Genomic DNA, 14334 nt, shown 5'->3' on the forward strand with positions numbered 1-14334 from the left:
TGCTGGTTCGTCAACCACCGTCTCGCCGTGCGGCCCGAGAGGTGGGACGGCTCCGAGAGGCAGGACGACCCCGGGAGGCAGGACGGCCCCGGGTACGGGACGACCCCGCCCCGCCACTCGGGGGAGCGAGTGGCGGGGCGGGGTCGTGAGCGGCGTGCGGGGGGTGACCGGCGTCAGGCCTTGGTCACGTCCTCGACCTCTTCGTCGTCCTCGCGACCGGGGGTCTTGAGGTCGAACTTCGCGATCGCGAAGCGGAAGAGGAAGTAGTACAGGGCGGCGAAGACCAGGCCGATCGGGATGATCAGCCACGGGTCGGTGGCCTTGTTCCAGGCCAGCGCGTAGTCGATCAGGCCGGCCGAGAAGGTGAAGCCGTCGTGCACGCCGAGCGCCCAGGTGACGGCCATCGAGATGGCGGTCAGCACCGCGTGGATGACGTACAGGGCCGGGGCGATGAAGACGAAGGCGAACTCGATCGGCTCGGTGACACCGGTGACGAAGGAGGTGAGCGCCAGCGACAGCATCATGCCGAGGACGGCCTTGCGGCGGTGCGGCTTGGCGGCGTGGGCGATGGCCAGCGCGGCGGCGGGCAGCGCGAACATCATGATCGGGTAGAAGCCCGACATGAACTGTCCGGCGGTCGGGTCGCCGGCGAAGAAGCGGGTCAGGTCGCCGTGCACGACGGTGCCGTCGGCCTTGGTGAAGTCACCGGTCTGGAACCAGGCGTAGGAGTTCACGAACTGGTGCATGCCGACCGGCAGCAGACCGCGGTTGACCAGGCCGAAGGCACCCGCGCCGAGCGCGCCGGCACTGATCAGGGAGTCGTTCAGGCTCTTGATGGCGTCGCCGATCGGGCCCCAGGCCAGGGCGAAGACGACACCGACGGCGGTGCCGACGAAGGCCATGATGATCGGGACGAGACGGCGGCCGTTGAAGAAGCCGAGCCAGTCGACCAGCTTGGTGCGGTGGTACTTCTGCCACAGCACGGCGCTGAGCAGACCGATCACGATGCCGCCGAGCACGCCGGGGTTCTGGTAGGTGGCGGCGGTGTACTTGCCGTCCGCGACCACCGCGTCGGTGATCGGGAACGCGGTCAGCACGTTCTTGTAGACCAGGAAGCCGACCAGCGCGGCGAGCGCGGTGGAGCCGTCGGCCTTCTTGGCGAAGCCGATCGCGATGCCCACCGCGAAGAGCAGCGGAAGGTTGGCGAAGACGGCGTCACCGGCGGTGGCGAACACCGCGGCGACCTTGTCCCAGCCCAGGCCGTCCTTGCCGAAGACGTCGTCCTGGCCGAGGCGCAGCAGCAGGCCGGCGGCCGGCAGAACGGCGATGGGCAGCTGGAGGCTGCGGCCGATCTTCTGCAGACCCTGGAGCAGGTTCTGGCCGAACTTCTTGGTGGGGCTTGGCGTGGCCGGAGCCGCGGCGGGCGCCGGTGCCTGCGCAGACTGACTCATGGGGGTGGGTTCCTAACGACAGGGGCGGTCGGTCGGGGGAGGTGCACAGGGGGCCGAACCGCGAACTGGTCTACACCACACGTGGTGTAGACCAGTTTTGTAGCACGGGTGGAGAAGGGGGGGAACCCCCGAAAGCGGTGCTGGTGAGAAGCGCTATGAAATCGAAACCTACTTGCGGATCGACGATCATGATTACCCGCCGTGATTGGGATTTTGGCTATTTGCGCAACAAAAGACGCGACCGCTCGGCGGGTGCCGCCCGGAGGGCTTCGGCGGGGCCGGGCAGTGGACGAATGGTCGGCCCGGCGGGGCCGTGTCCGGGGTGCCCGCGGGCCGGTGCGGCGGGGGCGGCCCGACGGGTCGGGGGCCGGTCGAGGGCGGCCGTGGCCGGGGTGCCCGGAAGGTCCGGACCGAGGTGCCCGGCAGGTCCGGGCCGGGGTGTCCGCCCGGGCCGGACCGCGGTGCGCGGTGGCCGCCCCGCCGCGGGCCGGCCGCGGCGGTCGATCCCGCGGCCGGTTCGGCGGCCGGTCCGGAGGTCGGAAGCACTCGCCGGGGCTGGTCCGAGCACTCCGGTATTCCCGGGCGCATTGCGACCGGCCCTGGCGGTCCGCCCGCCGCCCCGGCCTTCTCCGCCTTCTCGGCGAAACGGATGGCGACGCCCGCGGGGAACGGCGGTGGCGCATTGCCGAACGGTCGATCACCGGCGCCGGGGGCCCTTCCCCCACCCGGTCCCGTCCCGGCCGAGCCGCCCCCGCCCCCTCCGCAGGCCGGGCCCCGCCGGTCGGACGGCCCACCGCCCCGGGTGCCCGGCGGGTCGCGGAATTTCCCCGGGCGAATATTCGGACCCTGTGTGGGATCCAGTGCCATCGGCCCTTCGGGCCCGGTTCCTTGGTCCTTTCCCGATATGCCGAAGGCCCTCGGACGGAGTGTCCGAGGGCCTTCGTTGAAATGGGCGCGGTGACGCTGGGTTTATGCCTTGGTCACGTCCTCGACCTCGTCGTCGTCCTCGCGCCCCGGGGTTTTCATGTCGAATTTCACAATGATGAACCGGAACAGCGCGTAGTACACGACGGCGAAGGCGAGCCCGATCGGGATGATCATCCAAGGCTTGGTGGCGAGGCTCCAGTTGATGGCGTAGTCGATCAGACCCGCCGAGAAGCTGAAGCCGTCGTGCACCCCCAGCGCCCAGGTGATCGCCATCGACGCGCCGGTCAGCAGTGCGTGCACCGCGTACAGCGCGGGGGCGACATAGGCGAACGAGTACTCGATCGGCTCGGTGACGCCGGTCACGAAGGACGTCAGGCCGACCGAGAGCATCAGGCCGTAGATCTCCTTGCGGCGGTGGAGCTTGGCCGAGTGCGCCATCGCCAGTGCGGCGGCCGGCAGCGCGAACATCATGATCGGAAAGAATCCGGAGGTGAACTGGCCCGCGGTCGGGTCGCCGGCCAGGAAGCGCGGGATGTCGCCGTGGACGACGACGCCGTCCGCCTTGGTGTAGTCGCCGAACTGGAACCAGACGAAGGTGTTCAGCAGCTGGTGCATGCCGATCAGCAGCAGCGCGCGGTTGGCGACACCGAAGATGCCCGCGCCGCCCGCGCCCAGGTCGGCCAGGGCCTGGCTCATGTCGTTGAAGGCCCGGCCGATCGGCGGCCAGGCCCAGACCGCCAGGACCGCCAGCACCATGCCCACCAGGGCGGTGATCATCGGCACCAGGCGGCGGCCGTTGAAGAAGCCCAGCCAGTCGACCAGCCTGGTGCGGTGGAAGCGCACCCAGAGCCAGGCCGACAGCAGGCCGATCAGGATGCCGCCCAGTACGCCCGGGTTCTGGTAGGTCGCGGCGGCCGACTTGGCCGAGGTGAAGTCCACGCACTGGGAGCCGACCAGCACCGTCGGCAGTTTGCAGTCCTCGGGGAAGGCGTGCAGGACGGCGTAGAAGACCAGGAAGCCCACCACGGCCGCCAGCGCGGTGGAGCCGTCCGCCTTCTTCGCCATGCCGATCGCGACGCCGATGCAGAACAGCATCGGCAGGCCGAGTGAGGAGTCCAGCAGTGCGCCGCCGGCCGCGGCGAACACCTTGGCGACGTCGTCCCAGCCCAGGCCGTCCTTGCCGAACACGTCGGGCTGCCCGAGGCGGTTGAGGATGCCCGCGGCCGGCAGCACGGCCACCGGCAGCTGGAGGGAGCGGCCCATCTTCTGGAGTCCGCCGTAGAAGGTGTGCCACCACAGGGACTGCGGTGCCGTGGCGCCTGCCGAACTCATCATCGCCCTCCGAGAGCAGTTGCCGGCCGGTGGTCCGTGCGGGACCCTCGGACGGAGCTCAGGAACACCCGGGGCGCTTCCTGCGTTCATCGGAGTACACATATATTGGTGTAGACCACTTTGGGTGCAGGCCACGCGCCGGGGCCACAGGCCCCGCTGATCGACATCCTCGGACGAAGATCCAGAGCATGCGCGCCGGAATGGGCCAAAAGTGGACTAACGTGGCAGATCGGTCCCGCCCGGGTGATGCTGGTCGCGCTGCCGAGCAGCAGCACGGCAGCTGAGCCCGCATCAGCACCGGCAGCGACCCCTTCCCCAGCCTCCGGCCGGGGGCACCCCCAGCACAGCGCAGGACGGCACCCGGCAGAGCAGCCGGCGTGCCGAGACAGAGGGAGAGAAACAGATGGCCAGCAAGGCTGAGAAGATCGTCGCCGGTCTCGGCGGCATCGACAACATCGAAGAGGTCGAAGGCTGCATCACCCGCCTGCGCACCGAGGTCAAGGACGCCTCCCTCGTCGACGAGGCAGCCCTGAAGGCCGCCGGCGCCCACGGCGTCGTCAAGATGGGCACCGCGATCCAGGTCGTCATCGGCACCGACGCCGACCCGATCGCCGCCGACATCGAGGACATGATGTGAGCTGAGCCCCCGGCTCACACCCCGGCCCGCCGACCTCCGGGTCGGCGGGCCGAAACGTTCACCGCCCCGCACCGAGGCGCTCGACCGGCCACCCCCGCACAACGACTACGCTCGGTGCCTATGTCACGCATCGACGGCCGCACCCCCGACCAGCTCCGCCCCGTCACCATCGAACGGGGCTGGAGCAAGCACGCCGAAGGCTCCGTCCTCATCTCCTACGGCGACACCAAGGTGCTGTGCACCGCCAGCGTCACCGAAGGCGTCCCCCGCTGGCGCAAGGGCAGCGGCGAAGGCTGGGTCACCGCCGAGTACTCCATGCTCCCCCGCGCCACCAACACCCGCGGCGACCGCGAGGCCGTCAAGGGCCGCATCGGCGGACGCACCCACGAGATCAGCCGCCTCATCGGCCGCTCGCTGCGCGCCGTCATCGACCACCGCGCCCTCGCCGAGAACACCATCGTCCTCGACTGCGACGTCCTCCAGGCCGACGGCGGCACCCGCACCGCCGCCATCACCGGCGCCTACGTCGCACTCGTCGACGCCGTCTCCTGGGCCCGCGACAAGAAGATCCTCCGCGCCAAGGGCCAGCCCATCACCGGCGGCGTCAGCGCCGTCAGCGTCGGCATCATCGGCGGCGTCCCCATGCTCGACCTCCAGTACGAGGAGGACGTCCGCGCCGAGACCGACATGAACATCGTCTGCACCTCCGACGGCCGCTTCGTCGAGGTCCAGGGCACCGCCGAGGGCGCCCCCTTCGACCGCGCCCTGCTCGACCAGCTCCTCGACCTCGGCACCCTCGGCTGCGCCGAGCTGGACGAGATCCAGCGCAAGGCCCTGGAGGGCTGAGTCCCCACGGGCTCCCGAACGGGCTCCGGGGCGCGGCCTGTTGTCGACACCGGCGCTGTACAGGCCGGGCCCGCAGCCCTTACGGTTCCCGCAGCACCTCGTTGCGGGAACCGTGCACTCCTCGGCGCGCGTCCTTCCCCCTCGGAACCCGCGCACCCAGGAGGACCGGATGCCCCAGAGCATCGCTCGCCCCGCCACCCTCGCCGTGGCCGGCCTGATCGCCATCCTCCCGCTCAGCGCGGTCAGCTGCTCGGCCGCCCAGAAGGCGCTGGACTGCGGCAACACCGCGATCAAGATCACCAGTGACATCAGCGACGTCACCAGCGCGTTCAACAACGCCAACAACGACGCGGCGGCCGCCGGGCAGTCCCTGCAGAAGCTGAAGAACGACCTCGACCAGCTCGGCAAGAACTCCAAGAACACCGACGTCGCCAAGGCCATCACCGACCTCCAGACCCAGGTCGACAAGGTCCAGCACGCCGTCAACAACAAGCAGGTCCCGGACCTCAAGCCGCTCGGCGACGCCGCCGGCAACCTCACCCAGGTCTGCACCGGCTGACGTCCGGTTAGGGTGGATTCATGACCACCCGACTCATCCTCGCCACCCGTAACCAGCACAAGGTCGCCGAACTCCGCGCCATCCTCGGCAGCGCCGGCCTGGACGTCGAGCTGGTCGGCGCCGACGCCTACCCGGAGATCCCGGACGTCCCCGAGACCGGTGTCACCTTCGCCGAAAACGCCCTCCTCAAGGCCCACGCCCTCGCCCGGGCCACCGGCCTGCCCGCCGTCGCCGACGACTCGGGCCTGTGCGTGGACGTCCTGAGCGGCGCCCCCGGCATCTTCTCCGCCCGCTGGGCCGGCAAGCACGGCGACGACCGCGCCAACCTGGAGCTCCTGCTCGCCCAGCTCGGCGACATCGCCCCCGAGCACCGCGGCGCCCACTTCTTCTGCGCCGCCGCCCTCGCCCTGCCCGACGGCACCGAGCGCGTCGTCGAGGGCCGTCTCCTCGGCACCCTGCGCACCGCCCCGGCCGGCGACGGCGGCTTCGGCTACGACCCGATCCTCCAGCCCCTCGGCGAGACCCGGACCTGCGCCGAGCTCACGGCCGACGAGAAGAACGCCATCAGCCACCGCGGCCAGGCCTTCCGCGCCCTGGCCCCGGTGGTGAGGGACCTGCTGGGCTGACGGGCCGTAGGAATGACGATGGCCGCCTGACCTTCGAATTGAAGGTCAGGCGGCCATTCGGCTCAGTACGCCCGGTGGGACTCGAACCCACGACACTGCGATCCTAAGTCGCAACCCTCTAGCCAGCTGGGGTACGGGCGCGCGCCGGATCTAGCCTACCGGCTCTCCGTCCAGCAGGCCGCACGTTTTCCGGCTGGTGGGTGCCCTACGCGGCGACCGCCTCCGTGCGCGTGGCCCGGTTCATGTTCCGGCCGCAGTAGGTGGGCGTGATGGAGTGACAGTTGGGGCAGAGCAGGCGCAGGTTCTCCCGCCGGTTGTCGAGCCAGTCGCCGTTGATGTGGTCGACCTCCAGGGTCATGGGGTGTCCGAGCCAGGTCGGAGGGGTGCCGCACATCTCACAGGCATCGGGGTGCCCGATGTGCACGAGCATGGTGCGGAGCCGGTCGCCCGGGACCCGCTGGCTTCCCGGTGGGCGCCGCACGAGGAGCTCCTCGGCCTTGCGCCGCGGCCCGGTCTTCCGGCCCTTGTTGTGCGCCTGGCCGGTGAAGTGCGAGGTGTCGAGCCGGTGGAAGGCGATGCTCTCCCGCACCAGCGTTCGCGAGCCTCCGCCGTCGACCATCCCGAGGGCGAGGATCACGCCGCGGATGCTGCGGTGCGTTGCCACGGCCTCGGCCAGGGTGTCCTCGGGGACGGCCGCGGCCCTGCTGCGGCCGTCGCCCCTGAAGGTGAAGTGGGAGGTGTCGATGCCGAACTCGGCCAGGCGCTTCTTCAGGTGCGAGTAGAGGCTGTCGTAGGGCGTGACGCCCAGGTACCCCATCATCGCGTTGATGCTGTCGCTGTGGGCGGCCGCCTCGGTCAGTTGCTCGCGCGAGTAGCGGCGGCGGCCGTGGTCGGGTCGGCCCGCGTTGAAGTGCGAGGTGTCGATCCCGTAGTGCCGGAGGCGCCTGCTCAGGTAGCTGTGGGTGCCGCCCGCCATCGGCACACCGAGCTTTCGCATGATGTCGTTGACGCTGTTCGACTCCGCCGCGAGTGCGGTGAGCAGCTCACGGGTGTACTTGACCGGCATGGTCGTCCCCCTTCGGGCCTGGTGGTGCGCCCGTCCCCCGTGTGTGCGAACGATCGGTGCGGGGATCGGTTACGGGCTCACCACCAGTAGGTGGGGTACTGGCGGGCCGTCAGGCGGGATCCGACCAGGCCGGTGAGGACGAGGGCGGTGGCGGCCAGGGCGAGGAGGGGGAGGAAGCGGGTCGGGTCGGGGGCGGTGAGGGCGACGATGACGGCGGTGGCGGCCGCGGGGGAGTGGGGGGTGCGGGCGAGGGTCATGACGCCGAGGGCGAGGCCGCCGGCGACGGCGGCGGACCACGGGCCGGGGGCCGCGACGGCGAGCACCGCGTAGCCGGTGAGGGCGGAGAGGAGCTGGCCGCCGACGACGCTGCGGGGCTGGGCGAGCGGGAGGGCGGGGGCGCCGGCGATGAGGGCCATGGAGGCGGCGAGGGGTGGGATGAGGAGGGGTTGGCGGGTGAGGGTGCCGAGGGCGACGAGGAGCAGCAGGGCGGTGACGGCGGTGGCGGTGGAGGCGAGGACGGCGGTGGGGGCGGGTCGGGCCGGGGCGCGGCTGGGCATGACACTCCTAACGGCTGCAGCTGGAAGAAAACGTTAGCGACTCGATTCTGGCGGTTGTGGCTAACTGAAAGCAAGCCGCGTTACCGTTAGGGCATGGTGGAGCGCGGCGCAGTGGACGAGATGCCGGTCGGTGGCGAGCACCTGGCCCTGGACCTGGTGAACAGCACCTTCATTCGGGGCGGCCTGCGCGGTCACCTGGTGGACGTGCTGGTGGAGCCGTCCGACCTGGCGGTGTGGGTGGAGCGGCACGCCGTCGGGCTGGACCTTCCGAGCGTGCCGCCGGGGGAGTTGGGGGCGGCGGAGCTGGCGGCGTTCCTGGAGCTGCGGCGGGCGCTGCGCGCGGTGCTGACGGCGGTGGTGGCGGGCGGGTCGGCGGAGCCGGCCGAGGTGGCGGTGGTGAACGCGGCGGTGCGGGCGGTTCCCGGGTGGGTGGAGCTGCCGGAGGGGGCCGTGGGGGAGCCGGTGCGGCGGAGCCTGTCGGGGGAGCGCGGGCCGGTGTTGTTGGCGCGGGTGGCGCGGGCGGCCGTGGAGCTGCTGACGGGGGGTGGGCGGGAGCTGGTGCGGGCCTGTCCGGCGCCCGGTTGCATCCTGTTCTTCCTGCAGCAACACGCACGTCGGGCGTGGTGTTCGACCTCGTGCGGGACGCGGGTGCGGGTGGCTCGTCACAGTCGTCGCCAGACGGAGGTTTGACCGGCGGAGTTGGGGATTTGATTACCAATTGGTACAGACCTATTGACCTATGTGGTTCAGACCACATAGCTTCAGCGCCAACCTCCAATCCCCCACGTGCGTGCTCCCCACAGGTACGCGCCGACACTCTCTCCCGGAGGACCGAGTGTTGATCCGAAGCACGGTCGAGCAGCGTCCCACCGCTGCCCGCCACAAGAACCGGGCGAACAGCCCGGCGGCCCGGGCGGGCCTGGCCTCGATGGCCGTGGCCGGCCTCGCCGGCCTGTTGATGGCGACGCTTGGCGCGGCGCCGTCGCAGGCGTCCGCCAGCGCCACCGTCGACAACGCGGCCTGTCGCCCCGACGGCCTGTACCAGACGCCCGGCGTCGACGTCCCCTACTGCAGCGTCTACGACACCGCGGGCCGCGAGAAGATGGGCGCGGACCACCAGCGCCGCATCATCGGCTACTTCACCGGCTGGCGCACCGGCAAGGACGGCACGCCGCCCTACCTGGTGAGCGACATCCCCTGGGACAAGGTCACCCACCTCAACTACGCCTTCGGGCACATCGGCAGCGACAACAAGCTGTCGGTCGGCGAGGACAACGACAAGAACGAGGCCACCGGGATCTCCTTCCCGGGCGTGCCCGGCGCCGAGCTCGACCCGACGCTGCCCTACAAGGGCCACTTCAACCTGCTGACGAAGTACAAGAAGCAGTACCCGAACGTCAAGACCATGATCTCGGTGGGCGGTTGGACCGAGACCGGCGGCTACTTCGACTCGGCCGGCGACCGGGTCAACTCCGGCGGCTTCTACTCGGTGACCACCAACGCCGACGGCAGCGTCAACCAGGCGGGCATCGACACCTTCTCCGCCTCGGCGGTCGACTTCATCAAGAAGTACGGCTTCAACGGCGTCGACATCGACTACGAGTACGCGACCTCGATGAAGGACGCGGGCAACCCGCAGGACTGGACCCTCGCCAACGCCCGGCGCGGCTCGCTGGCCAAGGGCTACGCGGCGCTGATGAAGACGCTGCGCGAGAAGCTGGACCGGGCCGGCGCCGCCGACGGCAAGCACTACCTGCTCTCGGTCGCGGCCCCGTCCTCCGGGTACCTGCTGCGCGGCATGGAGACCTACCAGCCGGCGCAGTACCTCGACTACGTCAACATCATGTCGTACGACCTGCACGGCGCCTGGAACAAGTACGTCGGCCCGAACGCCTCGCTGTTCGACGACGGCAAGGACGGCGAGCTGGCGGCGGCCAACGTGTACGGCACCAGCCAGTACGGCGGCATCGGCTACCTGAACACCGACTGGTCGTACCACTACTTCCGCGGCGCGATGCCGGCCGGCCGGATCAACGTCGGCCTGCCGTACTACACCCGCGGCTTCAAGAACGTCACCGGTGGCACCAACGGCCTCTGGGGCACCGCGGCCGCGACCAGCTGCCCGGCCGGCTCCGGCCTGACCGCGTGCGGTGACGGCGCCGTCGGCATCGACAACATCTGGAACGACAAGGACACCGCGGGCAAGGAGTCCCCGGCCGGGTCGAACCCGATGTGGCACGCCAAGAACCTGGAGAAGGGCGTCGTGCCCGACTACCTCTCCAAGTACGGCCTGAGCGACACCGCGCTGCAGGGCACCTACGCCCGCAACTACAGCTCCAGCCTGGTGGCTCCGTGGCTGTGGAACGACACCAAGAAGGTCTTCCTCTCGACCGAGGACGAGCAGTCGGTGGGCGCGAAGGCGGACTACATCGTCAACCAGGGCGCCGGTGGCGCGATGATCTGGGAGCTCGCGGGCGACTACAAGTGGGACGCGGCCGCCAACGGCGGCAAGGGCCAGTACGTTCCCGGCTCGACGCTGACCTCGCTGATGTACGACAAGTTCAAGGCCTCCACGCCGTACGGTGCGACCCGTTCGACGATCGCGCTGCCGCAGCAGACCCTGCCGATCGACGTATCGTTCACCAACTTCGCGCTGGGTGACTCGAACTACCCGATCAACCCGAAGATCCACATCGTCAACAACTCGACGCTCACCCTGCCGGGCGGCACCGAGTTCCAGTTCGACTACAGCAACTCGGCCCCGGGCAACGCCAAGGACCAGTCCGGCTTCGGCCTCCAGGTGATCCGCCAGGACCACACCGGCAGCAACGCGGGCGGCCTCAAGGGCACCTACAACCGCGTCTCGGTGAAGCTGCCGGGCTGGCAGTCGCTGGCGCCGGGTGCGTCGATCGACATGGACTTCACCTACTACCTGCCGGTCTCGACCCCGTCGAACTGGACGGTCAACGTCGCCGGCACGCTGTACGGCCTGAAGGGCGACCTGACCCGCGGCGCGACCGGCGGCACCTCGTCGCCGAGCCCGACGCAGTCGCCCACCGCGACCGCCACGGCCTCGCCGACCGCGACCGCCACCGCCTCGCCGACCGCCACGGCCACGGCGACCTCGTCCCCGACGGCGACCGCCTCGCCGACCTCGGGTGCCTGCACGGGCGCGCCGAGCTGGGACACCGGCACCACCTACGCGGCCACCACCAAGGTGTCGTGGAAGGGCCACTACTACCAGAACAAGTGGTGGACCAAGGGCGACGACCCCAGCGCCAGCGGCGCCTGGGGGGTCTGGAGCGACCTCGGGACCTGCTGATGACAGCGGTCCGCTGAGGTGAGAAACGGCGGTGGCGGTGCACCCGGTCGGGGGGTGCGCCGCCACCGCTCCGTTCTGCGGCCGCCCGGCGGGGGCGGCCGCCGCGGCTCAGGCCGCGTCGACCTTGAGGTCGCGCAGCAGCTTGGCGACGTGCCCGGTGGCCTTGACGTTGTAGAGGGCGCGCTCGACCTTGCCCTGCTCGTCGACGATCACGGTGGAGCGGATCACGCCGACGTAGGTGCGGCCGTAGTTCTGCTTCTCGCCGTACGCGCCGTACGCCTCCAGGACGGCGTGGTCCGGGTCGGAGAGCAGGGTGACCTTGAGGTCCTCGGTCTCGCGGAACTTGCCGAGCTTCTCCGGCTTGTCCGGGGAGATGCCGAGCACGTCGTACCCGGCGCCGGAGAAGGCCTCCAGGTTGTCGGTGAAGTCGCAGGCCTGCTTGGTGCAGCCGGGGGTGAGCGCGGCCGGGTAGAAGTAGACGATCACCTTGCGGCCGAGGTGGTCGGCGAGCGACACCTGGTTGCCGTCGGCGTCGGACAGGCTGAAGGCAGGCGCGGTGTCACCGGTCTGGAGGCGCTCGCTCACGGTGGGACTCTCCTGGTGCGTGGACGGGTGGTCGTACCACGGCCAACTTACCTCCGATGGTGGGTGGGGCCGCGCGTGCCCGCGTGCCAGCTGACAAACTGGGTTGGTCGCACAGGACAACATCAGTGAATTGGGGTGGCCCGAGTGGGCGAGGCGAGTACGAAGGACCAGTCGGCGCGGACGACCGCCCAGATCGAGGCGGACATCGCGCGTACCCGCACCCAGCTGGCCGCGACCCTGGACGAGCTGGCCGTGCGGGTCCACCCGAGCACCATCACCGCCCAGGTCAAGGCGAAGGCCGTGGCCGCGGTGGAGGAGAAGGCCGGTCGGGCGTACGTGGCGGCCAGCGGGGCCGTGGAGAAGGCCAAGGCGCAGTTCGTGGACGAGAAGGGCCGGCCGCGCAAGGAGCGGATCGTGCCGGCCGCGCTGGTGGGCGTGGGCCTGGTGCTGCTGGTCGCCGCGTCCCGCAGGCGCCGCAAGGACTGAGCCGCCGGGTCGTACGGGGCCGGGCGCCGGTGTGCCCGGCCTCCGGCATGTCCGGCTCCGGATCCGGCGCTGTATCCGGTACTGCACCCGGTGCTGGGCCCGGCGCTGCGGCCGGTGCCGGGTCCGGTGCCGGGTCCGCTGCCGGGTCCGCTTCTGGATCCGGGGCGCCTGCCGGATGCCGGGCCAGCGTCACACCGGGCGCCGGGGAGCGGTACCTTCGGGGCGTGAGTACGAACGACGAACCGACCCGGCAGTCCGAGCGGTCCCAGCAGCCCGAGCAGGCCGAACCGCCGCGGCACGACCGGCTGGGCGAGAAGCTGCCGATCAAGATGCTGCACGACCGGGTCCTGGTGAAGACCGAGGGCGCCGAGGGCGAGCGCCGCTCGACCGGCGGCATCCTCATCCCCGCGACCGCCGAGCTCAGCAAGCGGTGCACCTGGGCGGAGGCCGTGGCGGTCGGCCAGAGCGTGCGGTCCGTCGAGCCGGGCGACCGGGTGCTCTACGACCCGGAGGACAAACTGGAGGTCGAGGTGCGCGGCGCCACCTACGTGCTGCTGCGCGAGCGCGACCTGCACGCGGTGGCCGCGATGCGCTTCGGCGACGCGGAGGGCTCGACCGGGCTCTACCTCTGAGACAGGACGATCCGAGCGGTCCAGGCGCCCAGGGCGACGACCGTCCAGGGCGCGCGGCGGGCCGCCACGGTGGGATGCGTGGCGGCCCGCCGCTGTCGGTGGCGGGCGCTATGGTCCCGGCATGAGCAGCCGAGTGCCCTCGATCAGCGATGAGCAGCGCCGCGCCAGGATCGGGCGGCGGCACCTCCTGGCGCCCGCCGCCCGGGCGGCCACCGTGGAGGAGGTGGCGGACGCGCTGGTCGGGCTGCACGCCACCGATGCCGCCACGGTCTACCTGTCGGCCTGCGCCCGGCTGGCCGAGCCCTCGGCGGCGGAGGTGGAGCGGGCGCTGTACGAGGACGTCACGCTGGTGAAGCTGCTGTCCATGCGGCGGACGATGTTCGCGGTGACGGAGGGCTTCGCGCCGTACGTGAGCTCCTCGACGGCGCGGGCGATCGCGGCGAAGGAACGGGCGACGCTGCTGAAGCACCTGGCGGAGTTCGCCGAGGGCTGGAGCGAGCAGCGGCTCGCCGAGACGGAGCGGGACGTCCTGGCCGCGCTGGGCCGGCGCGGTGAGGCGACGACGAGTGAACTCGCCGCGGACATCCCGGCGTTGCGCGAGACGATGCTGATGGCGGCGGGCAAGCCGTACGAGGCGAAGCAGAGTGTCGGCAGCCGGTTGCTGCGGCTGCTGGCCTCGGACGGGCACGTGCGCCGGTGCCGTCCGCGCGGTTCGTGGCTGAGCAGCAGCTACCCGTGGGCGCCGGTGGCGCAGTGGCCGGAGGTGCCGGTGCGGGCGGCGAAGGCCGAGGTGGTGCGGCGTTGGCTGGCCGGGTTCGGGCCGGCCACGGTGGAGGACGTGAAGTGGTGGACGGGCTGGACGCTCGGGGACACCCGTAAGGCGCTGGCCGATGTTGGTGCCGAGGAGGTGGCGCTGGCGGGCGGTGCGGCGGGGCTGGTGCTGCCGGGGGACGCCGGGGCGGCGCCGGAGCCGGGGCCCTGGGCGGCGCTGCTGCCGGGGCTGGATCCGAGCGTGATGGGCTGGCGCGGGCGGGAGTGGTACCTGCGGCCGGAGGACGTGCCGGCGCTGTTCGACCGGGCGGGCAACGCGGGGCCGACGGTGTGGTGGTGCGGCCGGGTGGTGGGCGGCTGGGCGCAGCGTCCCGACGGCGAGGTGGTGTGGCGGCTGTTGTCGGACGTGGGGGCCGAGGCGCGGGCGGCGATCGGGGCGGAGGCGGCGCGGTTGTCGGGGTGGCTGGGCGGGGTGCGGGTGACGCCGCGGTTCCGGACGCCGCTGGAGCGGGAGCTGGTGGCGTAGGTCCAAGCAGG

The 14334-nt window shown here is 71.2% G+C and carries 14 protein-coding genes and 1 tRNA gene; 9 read left to right on the top strand and 6 right to left on the bottom strand.

What is annotated here, in order from left to right; genetic code table 11:
- Positions 1 to 173: 173 nt before the first annotated feature.
- Positions 174 to 1451, bottom strand: coding sequence for a PTS transporter subunit EIIC (locus tag ACFVVX_RS17515; RefSeq protein ID WP_387946345.1), 1278 nt, complete (start codon positions 1449 to 1451; stop codon positions 174 to 176).
- Between the two features lie 969 nt (positions 1452 to 2420).
- Entirely contained in the window at positions 2421 to 3710 is a 1290-nt protein-coding gene (locus ACFVVX_RS17520; protein WP_387946566.1) for a PTS transporter subunit EIIC, read from the bottom strand.
- Between the two features lie 280 nt (positions 3711 to 3990).
- On the opposite strand from ACFVVX_RS17520, the gene ACFVVX_RS17525 reads away from it, so the two are divergent.
- The 4 genes from ACFVVX_RS17525 to rdgB all read left to right on the top strand — a co-directional run bounded on the left by ACFVVX_RS17525 (position 3991) and on the right by rdgB (position 6378).
- Positions 3991 to 4347 (top strand): glucose PTS transporter subunit EIIB, encoded by a 357-nt coding sequence (locus tag ACFVVX_RS17525; RefSeq protein WP_387946568.1) that lies wholly within the window; start codon positions 3991 to 3993, stop codon positions 4345 to 4347.
- Between the two features lie 120 nt (positions 4348 to 4467).
- A complete protein-coding gene (rph, locus tag ACFVVX_RS17530) occupies positions 4468 to 5193 on the top strand; it encodes a ribonuclease PH (RefSeq protein WP_387946347.1) in 726 nt (241 codons plus the stop codon).
- Positions 5194 to 5362: 169 nt separating this feature from the next.
- Positions 5363 to 5752, top strand: a complete 390-nt coding sequence (locus tag ACFVVX_RS17535; protein ID WP_387946349.1) for a hypothetical protein — start codon at positions 5363 to 5365, stop codon at positions 5750 to 5752.
- A gap of 20 nt (positions 5753 to 5772) precedes the next feature.
- Complete coding sequence (rdgB, locus tag ACFVVX_RS17540) at positions 5773 to 6378, top strand: RdgB/HAM1 family non-canonical purine NTP pyrophosphatase (RefSeq protein ID WP_387946351.1); 606 nt, start codon at positions 5773 to 5775, stop codon at positions 6376 to 6378.
- A 66-nt stretch (positions 6379 to 6444) separates the two neighbouring features.
- Here rdgB and ACFVVX_RS17545 read toward each other — a convergent pair.
- The 3 genes from ACFVVX_RS17545 to ACFVVX_RS17555 all read right to left on the bottom strand — a co-directional run bounded on the left by ACFVVX_RS17545 (position 6445) and on the right by ACFVVX_RS17555 (position 8001).
- Positions 6445 to 6519, bottom strand: a tRNA-Leu gene (locus ACFVVX_RS17545).
- Positions 6520 to 6583: 64 nt separating this feature from the next.
- Positions 6584 to 7444, bottom strand: a complete 861-nt coding sequence (locus ACFVVX_RS17550; protein ID WP_387946353.1) for an HNH endonuclease — start codon at positions 7442 to 7444, stop codon at positions 6584 to 6586.
- A gap of 77 nt (positions 7445 to 7521) precedes the next feature.
- The gene (locus tag ACFVVX_RS17555; protein ID WP_387946355.1) at positions 7522 to 8001 is read right to left on the bottom strand and encodes an HPP family protein; all 480 of its coding nucleotides are present in this window, start codon (positions 7999 to 8001) and stop codon (positions 7522 to 7524) included.
- Between the two features lie 93 nt (positions 8002 to 8094).
- On the opposite strand from ACFVVX_RS17555, the gene ACFVVX_RS17560 reads away from it, so the two are divergent.
- Together ACFVVX_RS17560 and ACFVVX_RS17565 are read left to right on the top strand one after the other, a co-directional pair.
- Complete coding sequence (locus ACFVVX_RS17560) at positions 8095 to 8691, top strand: CGNR zinc finger domain-containing protein (RefSeq protein WP_387946357.1); 597 nt, start codon at positions 8095 to 8097, stop codon at positions 8689 to 8691.
- A 238-nt stretch (positions 8692 to 8929) separates the two neighbouring features.
- On the top strand, positions 8930 to 11323 hold the full coding sequence (locus ACFVVX_RS17565; protein WP_387946570.1) for a chitinase C-terminal domain-containing protein: 2394 nt from the start codon (positions 8930 to 8932) through the stop codon (positions 11321 to 11323).
- A 108-nt stretch (positions 11324 to 11431) separates the two neighbouring features.
- Here ACFVVX_RS17565 and bcp read toward each other — a convergent pair whose 3' ends face one another.
- Positions 11432 to 11908, bottom strand: coding sequence for a thioredoxin-dependent thiol peroxidase (gene bcp, locus ACFVVX_RS17570; protein WP_387946359.1), 477 nt, complete (start codon positions 11906 to 11908; stop codon positions 11432 to 11434).
- 144 nt (positions 11909 to 12052) lie between these two features.
- Here bcp and ACFVVX_RS17575 point away from each other — a divergent pair, with 144 nt between their 5' ends.
- The 3 genes from ACFVVX_RS17575 to ACFVVX_RS17585 all read left to right on the top strand — a co-directional run bounded on the left by ACFVVX_RS17575 (position 12053) and on the right by ACFVVX_RS17585 (position 14323).
- The gene (locus ACFVVX_RS17575) at positions 12053 to 12394 is read left to right on the top strand and encodes a DUF3618 domain-containing protein (RefSeq protein WP_387946361.1); all 342 of its coding nucleotides are present in this window, start codon (positions 12053 to 12055) and stop codon (positions 12392 to 12394) included.
- Between the two features lie 329 nt (positions 12395 to 12723).
- Positions 12724 to 13026 carry a GroES family chaperonin gene (locus tag ACFVVX_RS17580; protein WP_380264418.1) on the top strand — a complete coding sequence of 101 codons (303 nt, stop codon included), beginning with the start codon at positions 12724 to 12726 and terminating at the stop codon, positions 13024 to 13026.
- A 121-nt stretch (positions 13027 to 13147) separates the two neighbouring features.
- A complete protein-coding gene (locus tag ACFVVX_RS17585; RefSeq protein WP_387946363.1) occupies positions 13148 to 14323 on the top strand; it encodes a winged helix DNA-binding domain-containing protein in 1176 nt (391 codons plus the stop codon).
- Positions 14324 to 14334: the final 11 nt, after the last annotated feature.

Origin of the sequence: Kitasatospora sp. NPDC058170, assembly GCF_042883905.1 — a bacterium.
Taxonomy (GTDB): Bacteria; Actinomycetota; Actinomycetes; order Streptomycetales; family Streptomycetaceae; genus Kitasatospora.

Excerpts from the sequence above, each read along its gene's own strand:
- ACFVVX_RS17585 (WP_387946363.1), top strand. The coding sequence starts at position 13,148 with ATGAGCAGCCGAGTGCCCTCGATCAGCGATGAGCAGCGCCGCGCCAGG.
- ACFVVX_RS17520 (WP_387946566.1), bottom strand. The coding sequence starts at position 3,710 with ATGAGTTCGGCAGGCGCCACGGCACCGCAGTCCCTGTGGTGGCACACC.
- ACFVVX_RS17515 (WP_387946345.1), bottom strand. The coding sequence starts at position 1,451 with ATGAGTCAGTCTGCGCAGGCACCGGCGCCCGCCGCGGCTCCGGCCACG.
- rdgB (WP_387946351.1), top strand. The coding sequence starts at position 5,773 with ATGACCACCCGACTCATCCTCGCCACCCGTAACCAGCACAAGGTCGCC.
- ACFVVX_RS17565 (WP_387946570.1), top strand. The coding sequence starts at position 8,930 with ATGGCCGTGGCCGGCCTCGCCGGCCTGTTGATGGCGACGCTTGGCGCG.
- rph (WP_387946347.1), top strand. The coding sequence starts at position 4,468 with ATGTCACGCATCGACGGCCGCACCCCCGACCAGCTCCGCCCCGTCACC.
- ACFVVX_RS17550 (WP_387946353.1), bottom strand. The coding sequence starts at position 7,444 with ATGCCGGTCAAGTACACCCGTGAGCTGCTCACCGCACTCGCGGCGGAG.
- ACFVVX_RS17535 (WP_387946349.1), top strand. The coding sequence starts at position 5,363 with ATGCCCCAGAGCATCGCTCGCCCCGCCACCCTCGCCGTGGCCGGCCTG.
- ACFVVX_RS17555 (WP_387946355.1), bottom strand. The coding sequence starts at position 8,001 with ATGCCCAGCCGCGCCCCGGCCCGACCCGCCCCCACCGCCGTCCTCGCC.
- ACFVVX_RS17560 (WP_387946357.1), top strand. The coding sequence starts at position 8,095 with ATGGTGGAGCGCGGCGCAGTGGACGAGATGCCGGTCGGTGGCGAGCAC.
- ACFVVX_RS17580 (WP_380264418.1), top strand. The coding sequence starts at position 12,724 with ATGCTGCACGACCGGGTCCTGGTGAAGACCGAGGGCGCCGAGGGCGAG.